This window comes from Aquirufa nivalisilvae, assembly GCF_003143535.1.
GTDB classification, from domain to species: Bacteria; Bacteroidota; Bacteroidia; order Cytophagales; family Spirosomataceae; genus Aquirufa; species Aquirufa nivalisilvae.
Map to the genome: position 1 here is coordinate 1122501 of NZ_CP029346.1, position 24636 is coordinate 1147136.

The following is a 24636-nucleotide window of genomic DNA, read 5'->3' on the forward strand; positions in this document are numbered from 1 at the left end:
ACTAGCTGATAGCCAGAATGTAATTTTTTTGTTTTCCGTTGCCAATTAATAAGTATTTATTACGCAATAACGGAAAATCAATATTTGCTTGTGGATTATTCACTTTTACTTTATTCACACTTATCGCATTTCCTTGGATGGCTTTACGCGCTTCTCCTTTAGAACTACAGATTAAATGATTACATCCTACACTGATTAAATCCGTTAAATTTTGGCACTCCGCCATTGCCTCCGGACTCACTTGGTAAATCGGGAGCTGTTGGAATACACTCTCCGCCGCCGCTTCCAATTGCTCAATCGCATCTTTAGCAAATAGAATCGTGGATGCCTCCATTACTTCCTCACATACCTGAGCACCATGTACCCGCGTGGTTACCTCCTGACCCAAGGCCTTTTGCAACAAGCGCAAATGAGGAGCCTCTGCATGCTGTTTTTCCATGGATTCTATTTCTGCTTGCGTAAACAAGGTAAACACACGCAATAATCGAGGAACATCGGCATCTGCCGTATTCAACCAAAATTGATAGAATTCATACGGGCTAGTCTTGCTTGGATCTAACCATACATTGCCCGATTCCGATTTACCAAACTTAGTACCATCAGCTTTGGTAACCAATGGAGTAGTCAAAGCAAATGCGCGATCCGTTTCATCTTCTCCAGTACCTTCCTTCCGACGAATAATTTCCGTACCCGTAGTAATATTACCCCACTGGTCAGAACCACCCATTTGTAAACGGACATTCTTGGTTTTGTACAAATGATAAAAATCGTAACCCTGTAATAGCTGGTAGGAGAATTCCGTAAAAGAGAGTCCCGTTTCCAAGCGGTTTTTTACCGAATCTTTCGACATCATGTAATTCACCGTTAAAAACTTACCTGCTTCGCGTAAAAATCCCAAAAAACTAAATTCTTTGAACCAATCGTAATTATTCACTACTTCCGCAGAATTTGCTCCTGTATGGAAATCTAAAAACTTCTCTAATTGCTTTTGAATCCCAATCTGATTTTCGCGTAAGGTATCTTCGGATAAAAACTCCCGCTCAGCATTCTTACCTGATGGATCACCAATCATACCGGTAGCGCCTCCCACCAAGGCAATGGGCTTATGACCGGCCAATTGGAAATGCTTTAACAACATAATAGCAGCTAAGTTTCCGATGTGCAAACTAGGTGCAGTAGGGTCAAAGCCAATATAAGCCGTCGTCATTTCTTTAGCTAATTGCTCTTCTAAGCCGGGAATCATGTCATGTAACATGCCTCTCCATCTCAATTCCTCGATAAAATTACCTTGCATTTTCTTGGGTTGTCATAAATAAAATGGTCGCAAAAATAAGCATATTTGCTTGAATTCGTCTACTGTTTGAATAACAATGACGTATCTCCGTAACTTAAAAAGCGATAACCCTGTTCTTGGGCCTCCGCATAGACCTCTTTCCAATGGTCGCCAATCAAGGCAGCAACCAAAACCAATAGTGTTGATTTAGGCTGATGGAAATTGGTAATTAAGGCATCACATAGGTGTAATGTATAACCTGGCATAATCAATAATTCCGTTTCCGCTATCCATTGATCTTGTCCATGGCCTTGTAAATAAGCGATGACTTTTTCTAAGGATTCTTTGACCGAATAGGATTCAGCTCTTGGCAAGTAGGCAAATTCTTTGGCCAAGACAAAGCCCTCAGAAGGGATTTCTCTTTCTTCTAATAAATATACACCTGACCAATATAAGCTTTCTAAGGCTCTTAAAGCCGTTGTGCCAACGGGCACAATCGGACCCTCATGTTTCAGAATGGCCTCCATCATAGGAATGGAGAAAATCAATTGTTCCCGATGCATGGGATGATTGGCCACATTTTCTTCTTTTACAGGAAGAAAGGTTCCTGCGCCCACATGCAAGGTGATAAAAGTACTTTGATGTCCTTTTGTTGGTATTTGGTCCAATAAAGCCTGTGTGAAATGAAGACTGGCCGTGGGGGCCGCCACCGCACCTAATTCTTTGGAAAATATGGTTTGGTACCTTTCTTGATCTTCTTCATCTAAATCTCTACCTAAATAGGGTGGAAGTGGGATTTGACCAAATGCATTTAATATCTCGGCAAATAGATGTGTGCTGTTCCAGGTTATTTTGACCCAATTTTTCTCTCGGTCTATCCAATGCAATGCCAATTGAATTTCTTCGTCACCAATTAGAAGTTCATGTCGCAAGATTTCTCCATCTTTCCACCGTTTTTTATTTCCTACCAAGCATTCCCATTCCACTTCATGCTGTGACTCCATGGTTAGCTGGGTCGCAATTTGTGATGCCAACGGTTTTAGTAAGAACAGCTCTATGGTAGCTCCCGTTGATTTTTGGAGATGTATTCTAGCTGGAATGACGCGTGTATTATTAAAAACGAGTAAACTGTTTTTCGGTAATACATCTAAAATATCATAAAAATGATGGTGCGAGATTTGTCCATTTTGGGAAACCAATAGTCGAGAAGCATCTCTGCTAGGACTAGGATGTAAAGCAATGCTGGATTCAGGTAGATGATAATCAAATGCCTGAATCGATAAAGGGGCTAATTCAAGCTTCATTATTCTTCCAAATAATCCGAATAGGTTAGTAAGCGAACAGGTAGGTAGGCAATCCAAATAAGCAATGCGATGATGCCTATATAAGGATAGAAGGAGAAATCTTGGTTATAAGTTCTTTCATCGTTCAATAAAAGTAGCGCCCTTAATACCAATATCATGTAGGTATTAATCAAAGCGGGTAACATGTGTAACCAATGTCCAATGGTTTCTTTAATCTTAGTTCCTCCTTTTTTCTTAAAAATGGAAAAAAGGATAGTGAATTGATTATCAGGTATTTTCTGAATGTTTTTGATCAATAGCAAGGCCAACATATTAATCAAAGTCATGATACCTGCTGTCAAATAGAATATTTCTTCTTTGGGTAAAAATCCATCGCCACGACCTGTTTCACCAAAATGTACCGCCGTAGGATCAGGTAAGCCACGGTATATAAATAGGAGAGAGACGCCAAATCCAATAATGGATATGATGCGCCATACTCGAGAAAAGAAATGATCGATCGACATACGTTGATTAAAATGTCCACAAAATTAGGTCTGAAAATCTAACTGACCTAATCTTTGTATTCTTTCCATCAGGAAAATGATAATTATGCCTCATTCTTGTAATTCAGGCTTGAAAAAAGTAAATTTGTACCTTATACTATATAGCCATGGCGATCTATACTAAAAACGGAGATAAGGGTTTTACTCGACTTGCTGATGGGAATGGTGTATCTAAATCGGATTTGCGAATTGATGCCATTGGGGATATCGATGAGTTAAATTCCTATTTAGGATTATTGAATACACAACTGTCGGATTCATTGAATACCAAAGTGTTGGGGATTCAAACGAGTTTATTTGTCCTCGGAGCCCATGTGGCTAGCGACTCTACTGAGTTTTTAGGAAATATGAAGCTCATTGAGCTGCATGATATTGTAGCCCTAGAAGGATTAATTGACGAGATGGATGAGGTACTAACACCCATGCGAGTCTTTATTCTGCCCGGTGGTCACGAGACAATTGCCTTGGCACAAGTTTGCCGCACTGTTTGCCGCCGTGCAGAACGCAGCCTAATCAGATGGGTTCAAGCTGAAGAAAAAGAAGAAGCTTATCAAATATCCATCGCTTATTTAAATAGATTATCGGATTATTTATTCATGATGTGCCGCTATCTCCACCATTCATTGGGAATCCCTGAGATTCCGTGGAACTCTGGCAGATAGCTAATAAGATTTAATATGATGCAAATAGAAATAAAACGCATAGCCCAATCTCGTATCAATGAGGTTGATTTTGATCACTTAGTTTTCGGTCGCAGTTTTGCTGACCACATGTTAGTAGCGGATTATGCCGATGGAGCTTGGCAAAAAGTAAGCATTCAGCCTTATGGTCCATTGACTTATCAACCCGCCATGATGTCGCTGCATTATGGACAAGCCATTTTTGAAGGAATGAAAGCGTATCGTTCTAAGCAAGATGAGATTTTAGTTTTTCGACCAGAAGAAAATTTCAAACGCTTCAATAAATCTGCCGTTCGGATGTGCATGCCGGAAGTCCCAGAAGAGATTTTTATGGGTGGCTTGAGACAATTGTTGCAAATGGATAAGGCATGGGTTCCTGCCAAAGAAGGTTGTTCCTTGTATATCCGTCCATTCATGTTTTCTACAGATGAGTACGTAGGTGTTTCACCATCCAATACTTATAAGTTTATTATTTTCCTTTGTCCTGTAGGTTCTTACTATGCTAAGCCATTGCGCGTTCGTGTGGAAACAGAATACATTCGTGCGGCTAAAGGAGGTGTAGGATTCTCTAAAAATGCAGGAAACTACGGAGGTTCGTTATTCCCAACACAGGAAGCCAATAAAGCTGGTTATGATCAGATTATTTGGACTGATGCTGCTACCCATCAATATGTAGAAGAAGCAGGAACCATGAACTTGATGTTTGTGGTGAATGGAGCTTTGGTTACTGCACCAACTGGCGATACCATTTTAGATGGTGTTACGAGAAAGTCGGTGTTACAAATAGCAAAAGACTGGGGCATGAAAGTAGAGGAAAGACCACTTTCAGTAAAGGAACTAGTAGAAGGGATTCAGTCAGGTGCTGTTACCGAGGCTTTTGGCGCGGGAACCGCAGCGGTGATTGCTCCCATTCAAGTCATTGCTTTTGAGGGTAAGGACTATGAATTACCTGCTAGAAAAGAAAGCGATTTCTCCTCTAAAGTTTTCCATGAAATCAATCACATCCGCTTGGGCGAGGTAGCCGATACCCGTCAGTGGATTTGGAAAGTTTAGTTTATCTTAGAAAAAACAACTTGAATACCTGGGTCTTTGGGAGTACCAACATCTTCCAATATGACCTGGGTATTTTCGTTTTTCCAAACAATCTTTTTGGCACTACCTCGGCCATTCCCATAAATATTTCCTAAATACTCTTTGAAATTGGCAGTTAAGTCCAAGACATCATCTTGCTCCTCTAGAAAGATATTTAATATGATTCCTTTTACCTTATTATTTTCATCAGGTAAATAGGTGATGTCCACAAAGTTCAAATCCGTATCATCGAAGAATTGAGTATAGGATTTTCCTACGCTAGGTTGAGTTTCGGATAGTTCCACCTTTTCTCCAATTGTCGACATATCTTGTCCCCAAGTAACATTCCGAATAATACCTTCAGATCCCAAGGTGATTCGTTGCAATAAAGGCGTGCTCTCATCCCAGGCTTTTTGCTTGGCTTGCTTTTTTGATTCCAGATTACTCTGATTTGCTTCTTGTTTATCGGAGGTAGTTTGACAAGCATTTGAAATTATCAAGAAACTGATAATGAGCGCAAATGCTAAATTTTTTTGTAATAAGCTTGTTTTAGGGTTCATTTGAGGGAGAATCAACAATGTGATGTAATTGAATTTCTAAAATTAAAAAAATTCAAATTTGATATATTCTGTTTTTAGAAAAATAGTGTTATTTTTGTTCAACGATTTTTACGTTTGATTCGTCAAACTAACAATATTTAAGATTATTAGTGGTTAGGTATTTTAAAAAGGAGCCGGTCTTTGACTGGCTTTTTTTTTAGAATTCACGGCCTAATCCCACCACAAAGCCATATTTTCCTCCATTGTTAAAGGGCAGCGCCATCTTCAATACGAAGTTATAATAGGTCACAATATCCAAACCAACCCCATACCCAAATAACCATTTATTGGCAAAATTACTTTTTGTCTCTACTCGATTCGCTTGATTCACATAGGCCAAATCCAAAAAAGCAGTTGGATAAATGGATAAGGGCATCTGATTAAATTGCTTATACGGGATGAAGGAAAGGGGAATAATTTGTTTGTACAATTGATATTTCAAGGTGTTTCGAGATAAGAAATAATCCGTCCCGTCCACTACTTTGAGTTCAAAACCTCTCACTACTTCGTTGCGATATCCCAATCCTCGCTGGTTTGCGTAAGGTACGGTCGCCCCATCTTGAGTGATCTTTCCTTTGAATTGACTACTGAAATAAAACTTTTTACCCAAATCGAAAAAATAGGATAGTCCAGCATTGATCTCCCAAAAATTGATTTCATCTTGAGCTAATACGCCATATTTTTGAAAACTGATGTCGATTTTTTTACCAACCAAAGGATACACCACATAATCTCTAAAATCATAGGAAAAAGTATAACCCAACTGCATGAAGTTTTGCTCATTGGATTTCCCTTGAAAATAGGCTGGATTGAGTTTGGTTATGGTATCAGACACTAAGTTATGGCTGTATTTGACTTCGAAAGTCTGGAAATCATAGAAACGAAAGCGCTTTCTAAAGCTGATCCCACCACTCCATTTTTCGCGTAAAATATTCTCAGAGCCTAAGTAAACTAAGGTGTCTGCTTGTGTTTTATAGGCAATGTTTTTACTGGTCAAATAATCCAAATTAAAGCCTATTCCTAGTGTTTTTTTTCGGTCTACGTAAGGATTATTATAAGAGAACTCCAACCGTTGAGTGAAGCCAGTTTCGGCTTTTAACATCAATCTCTCGGCTCTTCCTCTGAAATTATTATGCAATAAGTGAATCCCATAAATGGCTCTGTCCAATGGATGGCCACGGGCCCACCATTCATTTAAATTACGGTCGGCCAATTGGAATACGGGATAGCCAAGAAAATACCATTGTTCTAAGACATCAAAATTGATGGACAATTTCCCTGATTTGGTTAAGTGATATTCGGAACGAACCCAAATGAATAAATTGGTATTCATGAGTTTCCTTCTGCTGAATTCCAATTTTTTATCAATTTCATTTAAATCCAGCAAATCACCTTCTTTAAAATCTAATTCTCGCCTTAAGATGCTTCTTTTACTACGTTCGTTTCCTTTGAATTGGATGCTATCTACCTCCACCATTTGCCCACAAAGACTGGTGGATAAACCAAGTCCTAAGCAAATGAAAATGCTGAAAATGAAAACATTAGGCGGTAAAATACGTCTCATGCCTCTAATTTAGTCAAAAAGCATAGCTATTAATTTACCCTTGGATGAATTATTCAAAAAGAATGGATGCAGGATGTTGATTCCAGGCTTCTATTTTATCTTGAAATTTTTTCTCGATGGCCTGCCTTCTGATTTTTAGCGTAGGAGTGATGCAATTGTTCTCAATGGTCCAATCTTCTTTCAATATGACCATTTTCGACAAATGTTCATATTTTTTAAAATGCGGCTTTAAACTACTCTTAATGCCATCTAAAGCTAATTCTAGGCTGTTTTTATCAGCTTTTTTACCTTCCTCATTTAGAATGATTAAGGCAATAGGTTGTGGTAAATTGGTCCCAACTACACAGGCTTGTTCAATCCATTCATGAGATAAAATCATGTTTTCAATCGGTGCAGGGGCTACATATTGACCTTTGCTGGTTTTGAAATTATCTTTCACGCGTCCGATGATGGAAATAAATCCATCGGAATCCAATTCGGCCATATCACCCGTTTTTAGCCAAGTACCATCAAAAAGCTCTTGGGTCAAGGTGGGTTCTTTGTAATAGCCAGATGTAATGTAGGGGGCCTTCATGAGTAATTCATGCGATTCAGGATCTAATTTTACTTCACAAGTAGGCCAAGGTTTCCCAACAGTACCCAATCGAATTTGGTCTCGTGGCATTAGGGTATTAAAGCCCATATTCTCCGTCATACCATAGGCCTCTTGAATAGTAAGGCCGATTTTTTGAAACCATTGCAACAATTCGGTGGGCATTGGTGCGGCACCTGTTACATTCATTTTGGTTTGATCTAGACCTAACCCTTTTTTGATTTTCTTTTTGATAAAATGATTCAGCAAGGGGATGGATAGTAAAAGTTGTAGGCGTTGTTGTCCCCCTATTTTTTGTAAAATCCCTTCCCTGAATTTAGCCCAAATTCTAGGCACAGCTAAGAAATGGGTAGGTCGACAGGCCACTAAATTATCCTTAAAGCTCTCCAATGTCTCTACAAAATAAATGGTTCCTCCTGATGCTGTGCCTGCGAACTCGACAAAGTTCCGCTCGGCGATATGGCTCAAAGGAAGATATGAAATGAATCGGTTGTTAGGCTGTTGCAAAAGTGCGGCCTCTTTGGCTATGTTGATGACATGAATGATCCCTTCATGGTGTAGCATGACGCCTTTAGGGGAACCCGTGGTTCCTGAGGTGTAAATGATGGTACTTAGCTCACGGGCATCTGCCTGATGAAAAGAATCGATGGGTTCATACTGAGCTTCAATACTTGTCCAGTGTGATTCTGAAATTGGACTTTGGTGCTCAGGAGTGAAAATCAAGGTGATATTGGAAGGAATTCCTGATCGTATGCTTTCCCAATGATCTAGTTTTCCAACGAAGAGTATTTGGCAGTCGGAATGCACCAATACCTGATTTAATTGATCGGCTGTTAATGTGGGATAAAATGGCACAGAAACAGCACCTGCCGCAGCAATGGCCAAGTCAGCCATGATCCAGTGGGCACAGTTTTTCGACAAAATACCTACATGGTTCGGGAGCTGGTCATCTAATGTTTGACGCAGGTAATTGGCTATTTTGCTGATTTGACTAGCAACTTCTTGATAAGTAAAATCTTGATATTGCTTACCAACGGGCTGCTTTAGATAAACAGCCTCTGGTCGATGTTCTGCCCAATAAAGGAAATTCTCTAAGTTGCTGCGGTATTGGTCTATCATGAACAAGTTTTATTTCAAAGCTTAGTCCTTAAAAATAAAACTTAATTCCTTTATTTCATAGGCTTGTTCTCCTCCTGGTTTTTCCATGATTAAAAGGCCTTGAGCATTGACTCTTAGAATCTTACCAATAAACTCCTGTTGATTGTCCTGATAAGAATGCCATTCTTGGAATCTAAATAATTTTTGGTGGTAAGCCTCATCCAACAAATGGAATTTTTGCTCTAAAAAATATTCATATTCCTTTTCTATACCTTTGCAAATATGCTTGTAAATGTCATGTAAATCGAAAGATTGCGGAGACTTCATCCAGGATTTTAAGGAACAAGCTCGTAAATCGGCAAAGTTGGTTTGATTGATGTTCAGCCCAATTCCTACGATAGAAAAAGTCCATTGGCCCGCTTGAAAATTGTTTTCAATCAATATACCGCCTAATTTTTTTCCATCTAAATACAGGTCATTGGGCCATTTGATGGCTAATGGAAGTTTTTCTCCATAGTTTTCAGTTGCCCACTGTTGTAATCCATTTAAAATACCTAATGCTGCCGCTTTACTGAGATAAAATTGATTTTCCAGTAGAGAATGGGAGGGTTTTAGGAGAAAGGAAAGTAATAAATTTTGATCTGGTTCTGCCTGCCATGTATTCCCTCTTTGTCCTCTACCTGCACTTTGATGTCCGGCTACCCAAGCAAACCCTTCAGGAATAGTACTTTCTAATGACTCTTGAAAAGCCATGGAATTGGTGGACGGACAAGTGGGAATGTATTTCGCCAATTTGCCTATGAACCGAGTTGGTGCGTGGTAATTGTTCAAATTTATTTGTAATTTTAAGCTTGTGTAGAACAAATTTAAATTTTTAATCGTTAAGATAGTTCTCTATAAACATTTAGATCAAAACAATATATGCGTAAAAGTTCCATTAAGTCCCCCAAGCAAGATATCTCGGAAGACATTGTGAATTGGGTAGTCAAGGGGATGCAAGAAAAGAAGGCACAGGAAATTATGGTATTGGACTTGCGCGGTGTACAAAATGCATTCACGGATTTCTTTGTGATTTGTTCCGGTACTTCAGATACCCAGATTGATGCAATTGCCGATTCTGTAGATAAAGAAATATGGGAAGCAGGTAAATTGCATGCCCATTCTATTGAAGGAAAAGCGAATCGTGAGTGGATATTGATGGATTATTATGATGTCATCGTGCACGTGTTTTTGAAAGAGAAAAGATCCTTTTTTAAACTAGAAGAATTATGGGGAGATGCTAAATTCACGATTGTTCCAGAATTATAATCTGGAATTTTTAGAATTTTTCCTCGAAAAGAAACTTAATCACTCCGCTACATTGTTACAAGCCCAAATAGATAACCAATGGCAAAACAAGTAAACAATTCAAAGAATACCAAGAGGTCAGGAATTCCCCCTCGATTACCTAAAAAACCGGTTGGAGGCATGCAAAGCTGGATGGTCATTGGTTTGATGATCGCCGTAGTGAGTATGTTCTTTTTTACTAAACAACGCACACTTCAAGAGATTTCTCAGAAACAATTTGAGTCCATGTTGATTCAAAAAGAAGTGGAAGGCGTGACCATTGTCAATGATAAATTGGTTGAGGTTAATCTGAAACCAAATTATGTAGCTAAGTATTTCAAAAACTCTCCTCAAGGCCTTATTTCAGTGAAACAAGGTCCACATTTTGAGTTTCAAATAATTTCAAAAGAAGGTTTTGAACGTTTTTTAGAAGATAGACAAAAGGCCTTTCCTCGTAATGAGCAGATTATGGCTAAGCCTGAAACGCGTACGGGTCCATTGGATTGGTTAGGTACTTGGGGCTTCTTTATCTTAATGGGTTTAAGCTTCTATTTCCTTTTCTTCCGCATGGGCGGTGGTGGCGGTGCCGGTGGACAAATCTTCAATATCGGTCGTAGTAAGGCTACCTTGATTGAAGGGGAGTCGAAAGTTCGCGTGACCTTCAATGATGTGGCTGGTTTGGATGAAGCGAAAGAAGAGATTCAAGAGATTGTGGAATTCTTAAAATTCCCTAAAAAATTCACGGATTTAGGAGGTAAAATCCCGAAAGGTGCCTTGTTGGTAGGCCCTCCGGGAACGGGTAAAACCTTGTTGGCGAAAGCCGTAGCTGGTGAAGCGGGCGTACCGTTTTTCTCCCTTTCTGGTTCTGATTTTGTCGAAATGTTCGTTGGGGTAGGTGCTGCCCGTGTACGTGATTTGTTTAAGCAAGCCAAAGAAAAGGCTCCTTGTATCATTTTCATTGATGAGATTGATGCGGTAGGCCGTTCTCGTGGACGTGGTTCTATGCCAGGTGCTAATGACGAAAGAGAAAATACCTTGAACTCCCTATTGGTGGAGATGGATGGTTTTGCTACGGATTCAGGAATTATCATCATGGCGGCAACGAACCGTCCCGATGTATTGGATTCAGCGTTATTACGTCCGGGTCGTTTTGATCGTACTATCAGTATCGATAAACCCGATATCATTGGTCGTGAGGCTATTTTCAAAGTACACATTAAGCCATTAAAATTGGCTAATGGAGTTGATGTGAAAGAATTAGCGGCGCAAACTCCAGGTTTTGCTGGAGCTGAGATTGCCAATGTATGTAATGAAGCAGCTTTAATTGCTGCTCGTAGAAATAAAGTTGCGGTGGAAATGACTGATTTCCAAGAAGCTATGGACCGTGTTATCGGTGGTTTGGAAAAGAAAAACAAATTGATTTCTCCAGAAGAGAAGAACATTGTAGCTCACCATGAAGCAGGACATGCTATTGCTGGTTGGTTTTTAGAACATGCCAATCCTTTAGTAAAAGTGTCGATTGTTCCTCGTGGCGTAGCGGCTTTGGGTTATGCTCAATACTTGCCGAAAGAGCAATTCTTGTATCGTACTGAGCAATTGATGGATGAAATGTGTGTCACCTTAGGTGGACGTGCAGCGGAAGAAATCATTTTTGGTAAAGTATCTACAGGTGCTCAAAACGACTTGGAGCGAATCACCAAATTGGCTTATTCCATGGTGACAGTTTATGGTATGAATGATAAGTTGGGAAATATTTCTTACTATGATTCTAAAGGAACTGAATACCAATTCAATAAGCCATATTCGGAGACTACAGCTCGTGAAATTGATGAAGAGGTACGTAAGATTATTGCCGAAGCCTACAAGAGAACATTAGCTTTATTACGTTCTAAGAAAGCTAAATTGATTATTCTAGCGGAACAATTGTTGAAAAAAGAGGTGTTGTTCCAAAGCGATTTAGAAGCTTTAGTTGGTCCTCGTCCATTTGAGCAATTAACTTCTTATCAGGAGTATATCAAGGGTGAAACAGAAAAGAAGCGTAAGGAAGCGAAGGATGAACGAGATTTAGCTGAGAAAGCAGAATCTGCACCGGATGTACAAGAAGTCAAGAAGACAACTAAAAAGCCTCGAGCTAAAGCTGTAAAAAAGGAAGAAAGCATAGCTTCCGATGATGCTTCCAGCGAATCGGCCGTTTAACTCATGTTTGGGGTGGCTTGGCCACCCCTTTTTTTATGAAACATATTCAGGTAGAAGCCAGTAAAAAAGTTTATTTCGCCTCTGATTTCCATTTGGGTTTCCCCAATGAAAAGGAAAGTAGAGAGAGGGAGGCTTATTTATTGGATTGGTTGGATCAAGTCAAACAGGATGCTCAAGCTTTATTTTTGTTAGGGGATTTGTTTGATTTTTGGTTTGAATATCGAAAAGCTGTTCCAAAAGGATATGTTCGTTTTTTAGGCAAGTTGGCAGAGTTAAGCGATGCTGGTATTGAATTACATATTTTTGTAGGTAATCATGATTTGTGGATGTATGATTATTTTCAAGAAGAGTTAGCAGCCACGATTTATCGCCATCCTGAGCGTTTTCAGCTAACCTTTAGCGATGGATCAAACAAATCCATATTCATTGGTCATGGGGATGGCTTGGGGCCTGGCGATTATGGATACAAGGCTTTGAAGCAAGTATTCACCAATAAGCTTGCTCAGTTTTTGTTTCGTTGGCTACATCCAGATCTTGGAATTCGATTAGCACATGCTTGGTCTAATACCCGAAAGACGAATGCCATTACGCAAGGAGCTGTACCCTTTCATCCAGAAACAGATTATATTCTTCAATTCGTTCAGGAGCAATTTCAAAAAGACCTTATTAAACAACAAGTATCATCGAGTTATATCTTTGGCCATCGGCATCATCCTGTTGCTTGGGAATTAGGAACTGATGCTACTTATTATAACTTAGGGGATTGGTTTAGTCCAGCATTATGTAATGCTTACTTTTTACGTATTGACGCTCATGAAAATTCTTTCCAAAAGTATTCCGCTTCCTAGCATACTAGTTAGCTTATTGATGCTCATTTCTTTGACTATTTCAGCTCAAAGCCCTACTGAACATTGGAGGCCATCCATTCACTTTTCTCCGAAAAAGAACTGGATGAATGATCCCAACGGATTGATCTATTTTAAAGGATATTATCACTTGTTTTTTCAGCATAACCCCAAGGGAAATGACTGGGGGAACATGAGCTGGGGACATGCCCGAAGCAAAGATTTATGGCACTGGGAAGAGCTTCCTGTGGCTATTCCACACGGAGAAGAATTTATTTTTTCTGGTTGTGTGGTTTGGGATAAAGACCATGTGTCGGGTCTGGGAGATGCTAGCAAAGATCTATTAGTTGCCATCTATACGGCCGATTATCCCAATAAAAAACAAGAACAACATCTCGCTTATTCCAATGATGATGGTTTGACATGGAAGAAATATGATCAAAATCCGATTTTAGATATTCAATTATTGAATTTCCGAGATCCCAATATCATCTGGCATCATTCTAGTAAGCAGTTTATTATGTCAGTGGCAAAACCCTTGGATCGTTCCGTTCAATTTTATGGATCTAAGAATTTATTGAAATGGGATTTACTTAGTGAATTCAGTAATCAAGGGGAATTAGAAATGATATGGGAATGTCCTTCCTTGGTTGAATTACCCATTGAAGGCAGAGAAAAGGAGAGTAAATGGGTATTGTTTAACTCCTCTCAAGGTGTGCAAAAGGGTTTTGTGGGAATGCAATATTTTGTGGGAGAATTCAATGGTAAGACCTTTATCAATGAAAACACAAGTGATACCAAATTATTTGTGGATTATGGTAAAGATTTTTATGCTGCTATTCCTTTTTATAACACAGCTCCCAATGAAGTTATGTGGCTAGGATGGGCACTGAGCTGGCAATATGCCAAAGAGCAACCAACTTTTCCTTGGAAAGGCCAGATGTCGTCGGTTAGAAAGCTGAGTTTGGTCGATACCCATGAAGGCTTGAGATTGAAACAAGATTTTCAACCCGATTTTAGTTCACTTGAACCTACTTTTCAGGCAAAAGACATTTCTATTTCTAAGCCTAAATTCTTGAATGGGATGAAGATGTTACAAGGGAAATCTTATCTGATTGATTTAGAAATAGAGTCAACGAATGCCGATCGTTGGGGATTAAAGTGGCAATCAGTGGATAATCCGAAAGAGTATACGGTGGTCGCTTTTGATGAGAATAAAAAACAATGGTTCATCGATCGTTCTCATTCTGGGAAGATTCTAAGCCCTGGTTTTTTCAAATTGGATGCTGCCCCATGGGTTGAAGGGAAGGCAAAACATGTACGTGTATTGGTTGACCATTCAATGCTTGAGCTATTGGCTCAGGAGGGTACTGTGGCTATTTCTTCGCTTCGATTCCCTCATTCTATCAGGGAAAATCTTTCTGTTTTTTCGGAGAAAGGTAAATTAGATTTAAAACAAATTACGATTTGGGAGGTGAAATAAGGTTCATTCGCACACTTTATTTTCGTATCTTCGTTTAATTTAATAATTCAAACTAAACACATCTCATGTCTCAATTTGCTAATCGTGTGGAGGTCATGTCTGAACTTGCCAAAAACATGGACGCTTATGTCCAGGAGTATTTGAATCCAATTGATTCCAATTGGCAGCCTTCTGATATGTTACCTGATTCAACGAAAGAAAACTTTTTGAATGAGGTAAAATTATTGCAAGAAGCTGCTCAGGAGCTACCTTATGATTATTGGGCAGTATTGATTGGAGATACGATTACAGAGGAAGCTTTGCCTACTTATGAATCGTGGTTAATGGCGATGGATTCGGTGAATCAAGTGGAGGATCAAGGTCAAGGTTGGGTTCAATGGATTCGTAGCTGGACAGCTGAAGAAAACCGTCATGGTAATTTGTTAAGTACTTATTTGTATCTATCTGGTAAAGTAGATATGCGTGCCATGGCCGTTTCTACTCAATATTTAATTTCAGATGGATTTGATATTGGTACATCTTCAGATCCATATAGAAACTTTGTGTACACCTCTTTCCAAGAGATGGCCACCAATATTTCACATCGTAGAACAGCTTCATTGGCTAAGCAGCACGGTAACCCTCAGTTATCTCGTATGTGCGCTCAAATTGCCGCTGATGAATTACGTCATGCCAAAGCATATCGTCGATTTGTGAGTGAAATTTTCAAATTAGATCCTTCTGAAATGATGTTGGCATTTGCTGATATGATGAAGAAAAAAATTGTCATGCCTGCTCATTTCTTGAGAGAGATCAATGGTCAAAAAAGTTCTTTATTTGAACATTTTTCTGATGCAGCACAACGTATAGGAGTTTATACAACACAAGATTACGTAACCATCATGCAAGGATTAATCCAAGACTGGGAAGTAGAGAAAATCACAGGCTTGAATGATGCTGCTGAAAAGGCGAGAGATTATGTAGCTGCTTTGCCAGCTCGACTTGAGCGTTTGGCTGATCGTATCAAAATTCCGGAATTAGCTTATCCATTTACTTGGATTGCCTAATTAATTCGAAGAAAATATGTCTAAGAAGTTATCCATGGACGAGCTCAATCGGCTCGATGTTCCTGCTTTTAAAGCTTTGGAGAAATTCCCCTATGTGCTTGTCATGGATGACATTCGTAGTATGAATAATATTGGCTCTGCCTTTCGAACGGCAGATGCCTTTCGTTGTGAGAAAATTTACCTTTGTGGCATCAGTGCCCAGCCTCCACATCGAGAAATCACTAAAACGGCTTTAGGGGCAGATGAATCGGTTGATTGGGAATATTGCGCTTCGGCAGCTGATTGCATCTCACTATTACAGACCCAAGGATTTAAAATTGTTTCGGTAGAGCAAGTGGAAGCATCTCAATCGCTGCAAGATTTCACGCCTGTTGCTGGAGAGAAATACGCCTTTGTTTTTGGGAATGAAGTGTTCGGTGTTCAAGATGAGTGGATTGCCGTCAGCGATACCTGCCTAGAGATTCCCCAATTTGGCACCAAGCATTCGCTAAATGTATCTGTCAGCTTAGGAATTGTGGTTTGGGATTTTGTCTCAAAAACCCAGTTTAAATAAGATTCATTCTTATTTGTCTTTTTGCACAAAAACTTAACACAAATAAATTTTTATTCCTGTAAATCTTTTCTAGATTTAGGCCTATAGTAATAAACATGTATGAGCAAAGCTGACAAAACATTAATCGAACAACTAGCACTATCTATTTTGCCAAAATTAAGTGGCTTGAATGACAAGAATGCTAAAAAAATGGTCAATACTGCAGATAAGGCCATTGCAATCATCGTTAAAAAATTCCAGAAATTGAAAGACCAACAAGTGAAAGCCTTGGCGGAATTGAAAGAAAAGGAAGCAAAGAAAGCAAAAAAGCAATTGGAAAAAGAGGCTAAAAAGAAAGATAAATTAGCCAAAAAAGCTGCTAAGGATAAGCAAATTGCTCTGCTCACCAAAGGTACTAAACTAGTAAGCGCTGAGGTGTCCTCAAGTGCAACGGCTAGCCCCAAAAAATCAATTGCGAAATCAAAAACTGCCTCTCCAAGTCCAGCACGAAAAAAGAGAACGGTTGTAGTTAAATAGAGCTATTTCGTTTATCCCTTATATTTTGCGTTCATCCATTTTTACACCAATGGGATGAACGCATTTTTTATTTTAGATGAAATTTAACATACCCTAACATGATATTATCTATTCAAGACGTTGTTAAACGTTATTCCAGCCATGTGGCCTTAGATCGGGTAAGTCTCGAAATCCCCAAAGGCAAGATCTTTGGTTTATTGGGACCCAATGGTGCTGGCAAAACGTCATTAATTCGTATCATCACTCAGATTACTGCTCCTGATGAAGGACAAATCCTTTTTGATGGAGAAAAGTTGTCATCCAAGCACGTGGAGCAAATTGGCTATTTACCTGAAGAGCGAGGTCTGTACAAGAAGATGAAGGTAGGGGAGCAGTTGATTTATTTGGCACAATTAAAAGGCCTATCCAGACAAGAATCTATCACAAGATTGAAGGATTGGTTTATTCGATTGGATATCAAAGATTGGTGGGATAAGCAAGTGGATGATTTATCCAAAGGAATGCAGCAGAAGACTCAGTTTATATCGACGGTGGTTCATGAGCCTAAATTATTGATTTTAGATGAGCCATTTTCTGGTTTTGATCCAATCAATGCCAATATGCTGAAAGATGAAATTTTGGCCTTGAAAGATCGAGGAACCAGTATTTTGTTCTCTACTCACCGTATGGAGTCGGTGGAAGAATTATGCGACTCCATTGCTTTGATAAATCATTCTAAAGTGGTTCTAACGGGTGAAAAAAATGAAGTTCGCAATCGATTCAAAGCTCATCAATTTGAGGTGTTATTTGACGGTAATTTGACCCAGGAATTGCAAGGAGTGGATTTGGTTAGTTTAGAAATGTCAGGAGATCAAGTTTCCAAGAAAGGTATTTTTAAATTACAAGAAGGAGCTAGTCCCAATCATTTGTTAGGTCAATTGATCAATCAAGTGCAGGTTCAAAAATTTCAAGAATTGATACCTTCTTTCAATGATATATTCATTCAAGTAGTCAACGAAACCAATTAATCGAATCAACATGAACAAGATATTATTAGTTATAAAAAGGGAGTACTTGACTCGAGTAAGCAAGAAATCTTTTTGGATAGCCTCCTTAGTAGCCCCATTGTTATTAACAGCTATTTATGCAGTACCTATTTGGTTAGCTACGCGCGACAAAGAAGTAAAACAAGTGGCTATTTGGGATGGAAGCGGGTTATTTGAGCAAAAAGACTTGGCAGATAAAGAAATCGCTTTTCAATTATTGAAAGGTGATGTTTCTCAAATTAAGAAAACCTTTGATAAACAAGGTTTTGATGCTTTTGCCGCCATTCCAGTGGATATTTTAAAGAATCCTGAGGGGCTGAAAATTTATTCAGAGAAGAATTTGAGCTTGTCATTGAAGAATGATATTGAGCGAATGGTTCAGGATAAAGTGAGAGAGATTTTGCTGCGTAATGCGGGTATTTCAACGGTAAAATACAAGGAAACTCAAGTAGATATATCCAGTGATACCATTACCGTTTCTAAGCAAGGTGCCGAGACGACTTCTAGTTCGGGTGGAGCCATGATTCTGGCAGCCATCTTAGGCTTTTTATTGTACTTAACCTTATTACTTTATGGCTCTCAGGTGATGAATGGGGTTATAGAAGAGAAGAGTAGCCGGATTATTGAAGTTATTATTTCGTCGATTAAACCATACCAATTAATGTTGGGCAAGATATTGGGAGTAGGTATGGTGGGATTGACCCAGTTTTTGCTCTGGATTGTATTAACAGTGGGCTTATCCACAGCTACAAGTAAGTTGTACAATGCCCCTTCTAGAATGGCTACAGTGGCTAATTCTAGCCATTCTGAGGAGTTGAAGAAAAGTGTTGCCAAGGCTGAGTCGAGCACACAGCCTATGGAAGAATTAAACAAAGTGATTGAAAGTACTAATATCCCTTTGATTTTAGGCTCTTTCTTCTTCTACTTTTTGTTTGGGTATTTACTTTATAGCTCTTTATTTGCGGCCATTGGCTCAGCAGTAGAAAGTGCGGCAGAGGCCCAGCAATTCACATTTCCTGTGATGATTCCAATTATTTTGGCTTTCATTTTAGCTCAGTTTACCATGCAAGATCCTGATAGTAATATTGCATTTTGGGCCTCAATTATACCATTTACCTCACCTATCAATATGATGGTTCGTCTACCTTATGGAGTTCCAGCTTGGGAGATTGTCCTTTCTATGGTCTTGTTAGTGGGCGGGTTCTTGGCTTGCAGTTGGTTATCTTCTCGTATATATCGAGTAGGTATTTTGATGTATGGCAAAAAAATGACTTGGAAAGAAATTAGTAAATGGGTGTTTTATAAAGGATAGTTAATTATTTAGACAATCATTTAATTTATTTAATATTTGACTCAATTTTAAAAAGCGCTGAGGAGTTCCTTAGCGCTTTTTTGTTTATATCTGTCGAAACTTAATAAGCAGATACTTATTAGTCAGTAAACAATGTAGTTAAGGTCAATTAGTTAGCATGTAATTGTTGAGTTGAGCGAAGTTTGGTTTCCTATTTACTTATTCTCAAAAAGAATTTTAAATTTCATTGTAAATCCTTGAATATTAAGTATATATGTTAAAATATTACGGGGATGCCGAAAACCGAATAGAGTAGGCTACATGTTCTATCATCATTCATCATGGCAACTTACCTCATTGAAAGAGAAATTCCTGGAGCAGGAAATCTTACCAACGATCAATTGAAATCCATTTCACAAACATCTTGTGGTGTATTGAATAATATGGGACCAGAAATTAAATGGTTACAGAGTTATGTAACCAATGATAAGATATATTGTGTCTACAAAGCTCCCAATCCTGAAATGATTCTTGAGCACGCCCGCATGGGAGGCTTTCCAGCTAATTTGGTAAGCGAAGTCTTCACCATCATTGACCCTACTACGGCGGATTAAATTATCAAAGAGAGAATTTCTAGTTGGAAGGGAAGCGTATCTTTTCTCCACTGTCAATTTATATGCCAATAGAATATTTTATTTACAGGAATCCTATGTAATTTGGGCGTTCAATTTGCTCACCATAATTGTTGTTTCTTGGAAAATTATTTCACCATCTTGATCGATTTCATTGGAACATTTGCCTTTGCTGTCAGTGGTATTCGTTTGGCTTCAGGGAAGCAAATAGACTGGTTCGGAGCCTATATCATTGGGCTCGTTACCGCTATTGGTGGAGGAACAGTTCGTGATTTATTATTGGGTATTCGACCTTTTTGGATGTTGGATGGGCGTTATTTTTTGACAACTGCTATTGCTTTGTTGGCTGTGCTTCTTCTCAAAAGTCAATTGGTCAAATGGTGGAATACCTTGTTTCTTTTCGATGCGATTGGTTTAGGCCTAGTTACCATTGTGGGTATTAGTAAATCCATGGACGCTCATTTACCTTTTTGGGTATGTATTATCATGGGAACCATCACAGGTTCAGTAGGGGGCTTGTTGAGAGATGTTTTGTTGAATGAAGTCCCACTCTTATTAAGAAAGGATATTTATGCGTTGGCATGTGTAGCTGGTGGATTGGTCTATTTCGCTTGTCAATATTTCGACTTCTCTGTTCCAATAACGGAGTTGATTGCCGCATCAGTTGTCATAACTGTGAGAATTCTTGCCTTCCGATTTCATTTACATTTACCCGTTTTGAATTCGATGGATTCCAATCAGGTGAATAAGCCTTAATACCTACTAATTTATTTGAGAAGCGTCGGCTGTTGTAGATTGTCAAGGAAAGCAATGGTTAGTTATTTGTAATGATTTGATATTTAAATACTTATAAGGAATAATTAGTATTTAAAATTAATTCTTACATTGTCAATTCATTTCTCGGTGTATTCATATCTTCTAAATATGGTAAAGTTTGAAATGTCTTCTACCTCTCAAACCTTCTCAAATTATGACACAGCCAACAACTACCAGAATTGCATCCATTGATTTATTAAAAGGTTTAGTCATGGTGATTATGGCCCTTGACCATGTTAGGGACTATTTTCATTATGATGCGTTTGTGTTTGATCCAGCAGATCCTACTCAGAGTAACTTAATGTTGTTTTTCACTCGATGGATTACACATTTTTGTGCTCCTGCATTTAGCTTTCTGGCTGGTCTTTCAGCCTATATGTTGAGTAAGCGAAAAACAAAAGGAGAACTGTCAGTATTTCTAATCAAAAGAGGATTCTGGCTCGTGTTTGCAGAATTGATTATTATCGGATTTGGTTGGTATTTTAACGTCCATTTCCCAGTATATGCTCTCTCCGTTATTTGGTCACTTGGGATAAGTATGTTGGTCTTAGCGGCTCTTATCCATTTGCCAACTGCCTATATTGGGCTTATAAGTTTATCGCTTATTCTATTTCACAATCTTTTAGATAACCTGCATTTTCCTGGAAGTATGATTTGGTCCATTTTACATGAACAACAATTTTATACAATATCTTCTCAAATTCAATTGATGGTCGTGTATCCCCTTATTCCTTGGATAGGAGTTATGGCATTGGGATATTGTATAGGAAGTGCCTATCAATCAACTGTAGACGCCCAAAAACGGAAGGTTTATTTTACTTTTTTGGGTATCATTTCCATCGTACTATTTGTGATACTTCGTTGGACTAATTGGTATGGGGATCCGAATCCATTTCAGCAGTATTCAACCATATCGCAAGACTTGATTTCATTTTTTAATCCTTCTAAATACCCACCATCTTTACAGTACTTGTTGATGACTTTGGGAGCAAGTTTCTTGTTTTTGGCATATTCGGAAAAATGGAAAGGAAAGGTTGTTGACTTTTTTTGCACCTTTGGTCGTGTGCCCTTTTTCTATTATATCCTTCATATCTATGTTATTCACTTAATTGCCTTGCTTTTTGCTGAGCTTTCAGGATTGGGTTGGCAAAAGATGATTTTATCTACTTGGATTGGATTTGAACCTAATTTGCAAGGATATGGATTTAGCTTGTGGGTTGTTTATGTCATATGGATCGCCCTGATACTGGGATTATACCCACTATGTAAGAAGTTTGATCAATATAAGTTAGATCACAAAGAAATGTGGTGGTTAAGCTATTTATAGCATATTATTTATTCAACCAAGCATGCATTTTTTCTTCGTCAAATCCTGCTAAAATTCTTTCTCCATCGACTAATATGGGTCTTTTGATAGCAGACGTTTTTTGTTGAAGAAATTCAAATAGGCTATCTGGATTTTCTAAGCTTTTTTTAGTGTCATCATCTAATTGCTTATACGTACTTCCATTTTTATTTAATACCGTGGCTGGGCCAAGTTTTTCTAAAAAGAGAGACAGCGTTTCAGGGGAGATGCTTTTCTTTTTGTAATCATGAAATTCGTAAGAAACGCTTTGATTTTTTAAAAAATCAAAGGCCTTTTTCATGGTATTGCAGGCAGGTATTCCGTAAATGGTGATCATGTTAGCTATTTATTTTAAAAAGGTGTGCGACTTGTTTGATTTGGTGGTATTTTTGTTTTTTCCTTACAAATTTAACACAAAGCTACCTTATGGAGTACAGAATAGAAAAAGATACGATGGGTCAGGTGAAAGTACCTGCACACGTGTATTGGGGTGCACAAACCCAACGTTCCATTGAGAATTTTCCCATTGCTCAAGACATCAATAAAATGCCTAAAGAGATTATTCGTGCATTTGCTTACTTGAAAAAAGCAGCTGCTATCACGAATTTCGAAGCAGGGGTTTTGGATGAATCTAAAAAAGATCTTATTGCCAAAGTTTGTGATGAAATTTTGGAAGGTCAATGGGCAGATCAATTCCCATTGGTCGTTTGGCAAACAGGTTCAGGTACGCAATCCAATATGAATTGCAATGAGGTAATAGCCTACCGAGCGCATGTTTTGCAAGGTGGAAATTTGATGGATGAGAAGAAAGTGGTACATCCCAACGATGATGTGAATAAATCCCAGTCATCGAATGACACTTTCCCAACGGCGATGCACATTGCAGCCTATCAAATTTTGATGGAAACGACTATTCCGGGCATTACTAAATTACGTGATACCTTAGCCGCTAAAGCGAAAGCATTTAAGGATGTGGTGAAGATTGGACGTACTCACTTTATGGACGCCACACCATTGACTTTAGGACAAGAGTTTTCTGGATATGTATCTCAGTTGAATCATGGTTTAAAGGCCATCAATAATACCTTAGATCACTTGAGCGAATTAGCTTTAGGTGGAACAGCAGTAGGAACGGGAATCAATACTCCAGCAGGTTATTCTGAGAATGTGGCGAAGCACATTGCTACACTGACAGGATTGCCATTTAGAACGGCTGAAAACAAGTTTGAAGCCTTGGCGGCACATGATGCCATAGTAGAAGCGCACGGAGCTTTAAAAACAGTTGCTGTGAGTCTAATGAAGATAGGTAATGATGTACGTATGTTATCTTCTGGTCCTCGTTCAGGAATTGGAGAGATTTATATTCCAGATAATGAACCAGGTTCTTCTATTATGCCAGGTAAAGTAAATCCAACTCAGTGTGAAGCTATGACAATGGTGGCAGCTCAGGTATTAGGGAATGATGTGGCCATCAATATTGGTGGAGCTTCAGGTCATTTTGAGTTGAACGTGTTCAAGCCTGTGATGATTTATAATTTCCTACATTCAGCTCGATTGATAGGAGATGTTTGCGTGGCATTCAACGACAAGTGTGCTGTGGGTATCGAACCATTGAAGGAGAACATTCAAAAGCACGTGAATAATTCATTGATGCTAGTTACTGCATTGAATACGAAGATTGGTTATTATAAAGCGGCTGAAATTGCTCAAACTGCGCATAAAAATGGCTCTACGTTGAAGGAAACAGCGATTTCCTTGGGTTATTTAAGTGCCGAAGAGTTTGATGAGTGGGTTCGCCCTGAGAATATGGTAGGAGAAATTAATCTGTAATTAGCTCTTAAATAAGCGATTCTCAGCGATTTATATTAAAAATGCCCTATACGTTGCGTATAGGGCATTTTTTGTACTATTAAGCCATTTCACGTAATTCAATACTGTAAAATGGGCTAACAAAGGGAAAACTGTTAGCAATTCTCTGGGCTTCTTCCCAGTCGGATAATATGAGGGTGACAATCTGGGATATTTCTCCACCGTCAATTTGATTGATCAATTTTGAATCCAATTTTCCTGCTGCCGTGAGGTGCAGTTGTTGACCTGAAAATTTCTGATACAACATGTCCTCATAACTGGATTTTAATCCTTTCAGCCAGGTTCTAATTTGCTCTAATTCCTCTTCTGTGGCGAGTGAATTTTCACCTGAAATTCCTGCTACTGGTCCCCGAATGATGATGACAAATCGTTTCATTAAATTAGTATTATTCTAAGATTAAAATTCGCTTTGAAATTTCTCAAAGGGATTACTTTCAGTTTTGATTTTGGGTTTTTGGCTTCGCTCTCTTGGGGCAGATTTGGGCTTTTCTATGGCAGAGCCTAGGAGAGGAGCTAACCAGTTTTGTATGACATGTAAGGCTTCCTTTTCTAAGGAATAATAGATGAATACACCGTTTCGGCGGGTGCTCACTAAACCAGCTTCTTTGAGCACAGATAAGTGCCTGGAAATGGTAGGTGCAGCATAGTTGAATTGTTCAAAAATGGTACTGGCAGGCAGCTCACCGTCCTTCAAAAGCTCCACAATCTTTCTCCTCGATTCATCACCTAATGCTTTGGCTATAGACTCTACTTGCATATTAAAATTATCTATTTAGCTAATTTAGTACAATTCAACGTATTATCCAAAAACCGTATTTAATGACAATAGAGAAAGCTTATTTAGCCCTTCAAACAATTAATTGCCTGTTAGGCTAAATATATTTCGCTATAAAGCTAATTAATTGTTTATATTGATAATTATAATTAAACAAATTGCTAATAATGGTTTATTTGATGCTAAAGCTAA

Annotated in this window: 25 protein-coding genes; 15 read left to right on the forward strand and 10 right to left on the reverse strand. The window is 38.6% G+C overall.

What is annotated here, in order from left to right; all coding sequences use genetic code 11:
* Position 1 precedes the first annotated feature (1 nt).
* Genes tyrS through HME7025_RS04960 form a run of 3 tightly spaced genes read right to left on the reverse strand, consistent with a single transcriptional unit; the run spans position 2 to position 3083 of the window.
* A complete protein-coding gene (tyrS, locus tag HME7025_RS04950; RefSeq protein WP_109322573.1) occupies positions 2 to 1294 on the reverse strand; it encodes a tyrosine--tRNA ligase in 1293 nt (430 codons plus the stop codon).
* Positions 1295 to 1353: 59 nt separating this feature from the next.
* Positions 1354 to 2577, reverse strand: coding sequence for an S-adenosylmethionine:tRNA ribosyltransferase-isomerase (locus tag HME7025_RS04955; protein WP_109322574.1), 1224 nt, complete (start codon positions 2575 to 2577; stop codon positions 1354 to 1356).
* The gene (locus tag HME7025_RS04960) at positions 2577 to 3083 is read right to left on the reverse strand and encodes an SdpI family protein (protein ID WP_109322575.1); all 507 of its coding nucleotides are present in this window, start codon (positions 3081 to 3083) and stop codon (positions 2577 to 2579) included. Before HME7025_RS04960 ends, HME7025_RS04955 begins: the two co-directional genes overlap by 1 nt.
* A gap of 146 nt (positions 3084 to 3229) precedes the next feature.
* On the opposite strand from HME7025_RS04960, the gene HME7025_RS04965 reads away from it, so the two are divergent.
* Both HME7025_RS04965 and HME7025_RS04970 read left to right on the forward strand, forming a co-directional pair.
* Positions 3230 to 3784 (forward strand): cob(I)yrinic acid a,c-diamide adenosyltransferase, encoded by a 555-nt coding sequence (locus HME7025_RS04965; protein WP_109322576.1) that lies wholly within the window; start codon positions 3230 to 3232, stop codon positions 3782 to 3784.
* A 15-nt stretch (positions 3785 to 3799) separates the two neighbouring features.
* Positions 3800 to 4855 (forward strand): branched-chain amino acid aminotransferase, encoded by a 1056-nt coding sequence (locus HME7025_RS04970; RefSeq protein ID WP_226998280.1) that lies wholly within the window; start codon positions 3800 to 3802, stop codon positions 4853 to 4855.
* Here the strand turns inward: HME7025_RS04970 and HME7025_RS04975 are convergent.
* The 4 genes from HME7025_RS04975 to HME7025_RS04990 all read right to left on the reverse strand — a co-directional run bounded on the left by HME7025_RS04975 (position 4852) and on the right by HME7025_RS04990 (position 9557).
* Positions 4852 to 5433: a hypothetical protein gene (locus HME7025_RS04975; RefSeq protein ID WP_109322578.1), complete on the reverse strand. Its 582-nt coding sequence runs from the start codon at positions 5431 to 5433 to the stop codon at positions 4852 to 4854. The genes HME7025_RS04970 and HME7025_RS04975 overlap by 4 nt on opposite strands.
* Before the next feature lie 196 nt (positions 5434 to 5629).
* A complete protein-coding gene (locus HME7025_RS04980) occupies positions 5630 to 7036 on the reverse strand; it encodes a BamA/TamA family outer membrane protein (RefSeq protein WP_109322579.1) in 1407 nt (468 codons plus the stop codon).
* Between the two features lie 49 nt (positions 7037 to 7085).
* Positions 7086 to 8747, reverse strand: a complete 1662-nt coding sequence (locus HME7025_RS04985; protein WP_109322580.1) for an AMP-binding protein — start codon at positions 8745 to 8747, stop codon at positions 7086 to 7088.
* A gap of 21 nt (positions 8748 to 8768) precedes the next feature.
* Positions 8769 to 9557 (reverse strand): biotin--[acetyl-CoA-carboxylase] ligase, encoded by a 789-nt coding sequence (locus tag HME7025_RS04990; protein WP_154401932.1) that lies wholly within the window; start codon positions 9555 to 9557, stop codon positions 8769 to 8771.
* A 90-nt stretch (positions 9558 to 9647) separates the two neighbouring features.
* Between HME7025_RS04990 and rsfS the strand changes: the two genes are divergently transcribed.
* The 12 genes from rsfS to HME7025_RS05050 all read left to right on the forward strand — a co-directional run bounded on the left by rsfS (position 9648) and on the right by HME7025_RS05050 (position 21782).
* The gene (gene rsfS / locus HME7025_RS04995) at positions 9648 to 10034 is read left to right on the forward strand and encodes a ribosome silencing factor (RefSeq protein WP_109322582.1); all 387 of its coding nucleotides are present in this window, start codon (positions 9648 to 9650) and stop codon (positions 10032 to 10034) included.
* A gap of 78 nt (positions 10035 to 10112) precedes the next feature.
* Positions 10113 to 12248 (forward strand): ATP-dependent zinc metalloprotease FtsH, encoded by a 2136-nt coding sequence (ftsH, locus tag HME7025_RS05000; RefSeq protein WP_109322583.1) that lies wholly within the window; start codon positions 10113 to 10115, stop codon positions 12246 to 12248.
* A 35-nt stretch (positions 12249 to 12283) separates the two neighbouring features.
* Complete coding sequence (locus HME7025_RS05005) at positions 12284 to 13096, forward strand: UDP-2,3-diacylglucosamine diphosphatase (RefSeq protein ID WP_226998281.1); 813 nt, start codon at positions 12284 to 12286, stop codon at positions 13094 to 13096.
* The gene (locus HME7025_RS05010) at positions 13062 to 14576 is read left to right on the forward strand and encodes a glycoside hydrolase family 32 protein (protein ID WP_161956206.1); all 1515 of its coding nucleotides are present in this window, start codon (positions 13062 to 13064) and stop codon (positions 14574 to 14576) included. The genes HME7025_RS05005 and HME7025_RS05010 overlap by 35 nt, the downstream gene beginning before the upstream one ends.
* A gap of 65 nt (positions 14577 to 14641) precedes the next feature.
* Entirely contained in the window at positions 14642 to 15622 is a 981-nt protein-coding gene (locus tag HME7025_RS05015; RefSeq protein ID WP_226998282.1) for an acyl-ACP desaturase, read from the forward strand.
* 16 nt (positions 15623 to 15638) lie between these two features.
* A complete protein-coding gene (locus HME7025_RS05020; protein WP_226998283.1) occupies positions 15639 to 16175 on the forward strand; it encodes a TrmH family RNA methyltransferase in 537 nt (178 codons plus the stop codon).
* Positions 16176 to 16274: 99 nt separating this feature from the next.
* On the forward strand, positions 16275 to 16691 hold the full coding sequence (locus tag HME7025_RS05025; RefSeq protein WP_109322585.1) for a hypothetical protein: 417 nt from the start codon (positions 16275 to 16277) through the stop codon (positions 16689 to 16691).
* A 98-nt stretch (positions 16692 to 16789) separates the two neighbouring features.
* Entirely contained in the window at positions 16790 to 17698 is a 909-nt protein-coding gene (locus tag HME7025_RS05030; RefSeq protein ID WP_109322586.1) for an ABC transporter ATP-binding protein, read from the forward strand.
* A 10-nt stretch (positions 17699 to 17708) separates the two neighbouring features.
* On the forward strand, positions 17709 to 19028 hold the full coding sequence (locus tag HME7025_RS05035; RefSeq protein ID WP_109322587.1) for an ABC transporter permease: 1320 nt from the start codon (positions 17709 to 17711) through the stop codon (positions 19026 to 19028).
* A 320-nt stretch (positions 19029 to 19348) separates the two neighbouring features.
* Positions 19349 to 19621: a DUF4242 domain-containing protein gene (locus tag HME7025_RS05040; RefSeq protein ID WP_109322588.1), complete on the forward strand. Its 273-nt coding sequence runs from the start codon at positions 19349 to 19351 to the stop codon at positions 19619 to 19621.
* Between the two features lie 138 nt (positions 19622 to 19759).
* Positions 19760 to 20395 (forward strand): trimeric intracellular cation channel family protein, encoded by a 636-nt coding sequence (locus HME7025_RS05045; protein ID WP_109325011.1) that lies wholly within the window; start codon positions 19760 to 19762, stop codon positions 20393 to 20395.
* A 214-nt stretch (positions 20396 to 20609) separates the two neighbouring features.
* Positions 20610 to 21782 (forward strand): DUF1624 domain-containing protein, encoded by a 1173-nt coding sequence (locus tag HME7025_RS05050; protein ID WP_109322589.1) that lies wholly within the window; start codon positions 20610 to 20612, stop codon positions 21780 to 21782.
* Positions 21783 to 21786: 4 nt separating this feature from the next.
* Here the strand turns inward: HME7025_RS05050 and HME7025_RS05055 are convergent, their stop codons facing one another.
* Positions 21787 to 22137, reverse strand: a complete 351-nt coding sequence (locus tag HME7025_RS05055; RefSeq protein WP_109322590.1) for a Spx/MgsR family RNA polymerase-binding regulatory protein — start codon at positions 22135 to 22137, stop codon at positions 21787 to 21789.
* Positions 22138 to 22226: 89 nt separating this feature from the next.
* Here HME7025_RS05055 and fumC point away from each other — a divergent pair, with 89 nt between their 5' ends.
* Entirely contained in the window at positions 22227 to 23630 is a 1404-nt protein-coding gene (gene fumC, locus HME7025_RS05060; protein ID WP_109322591.1) for a class II fumarate hydratase, read from the forward strand.
* Between the two features lie 79 nt (positions 23631 to 23709).
* Here fumC and HME7025_RS05065 read toward each other — a convergent pair whose 3' ends face one another.
* Together HME7025_RS05065 and HME7025_RS05070 are read right to left on the reverse strand one after the other, a co-directional pair.
* Positions 23710 to 24045, reverse strand: a complete 336-nt coding sequence (locus HME7025_RS05065; protein WP_109322592.1) for a hypothetical protein — start codon at positions 24043 to 24045, stop codon at positions 23710 to 23712.
* A 21-nt stretch (positions 24046 to 24066) separates the two neighbouring features.
* Positions 24067 to 24426 (reverse strand): ArsR/SmtB family transcription factor, encoded by a 360-nt coding sequence (locus HME7025_RS05070; protein WP_109322593.1) that lies wholly within the window; start codon positions 24424 to 24426, stop codon positions 24067 to 24069.
* Between the last annotated feature and the right edge of the window lie 210 nt (positions 24427 to 24636).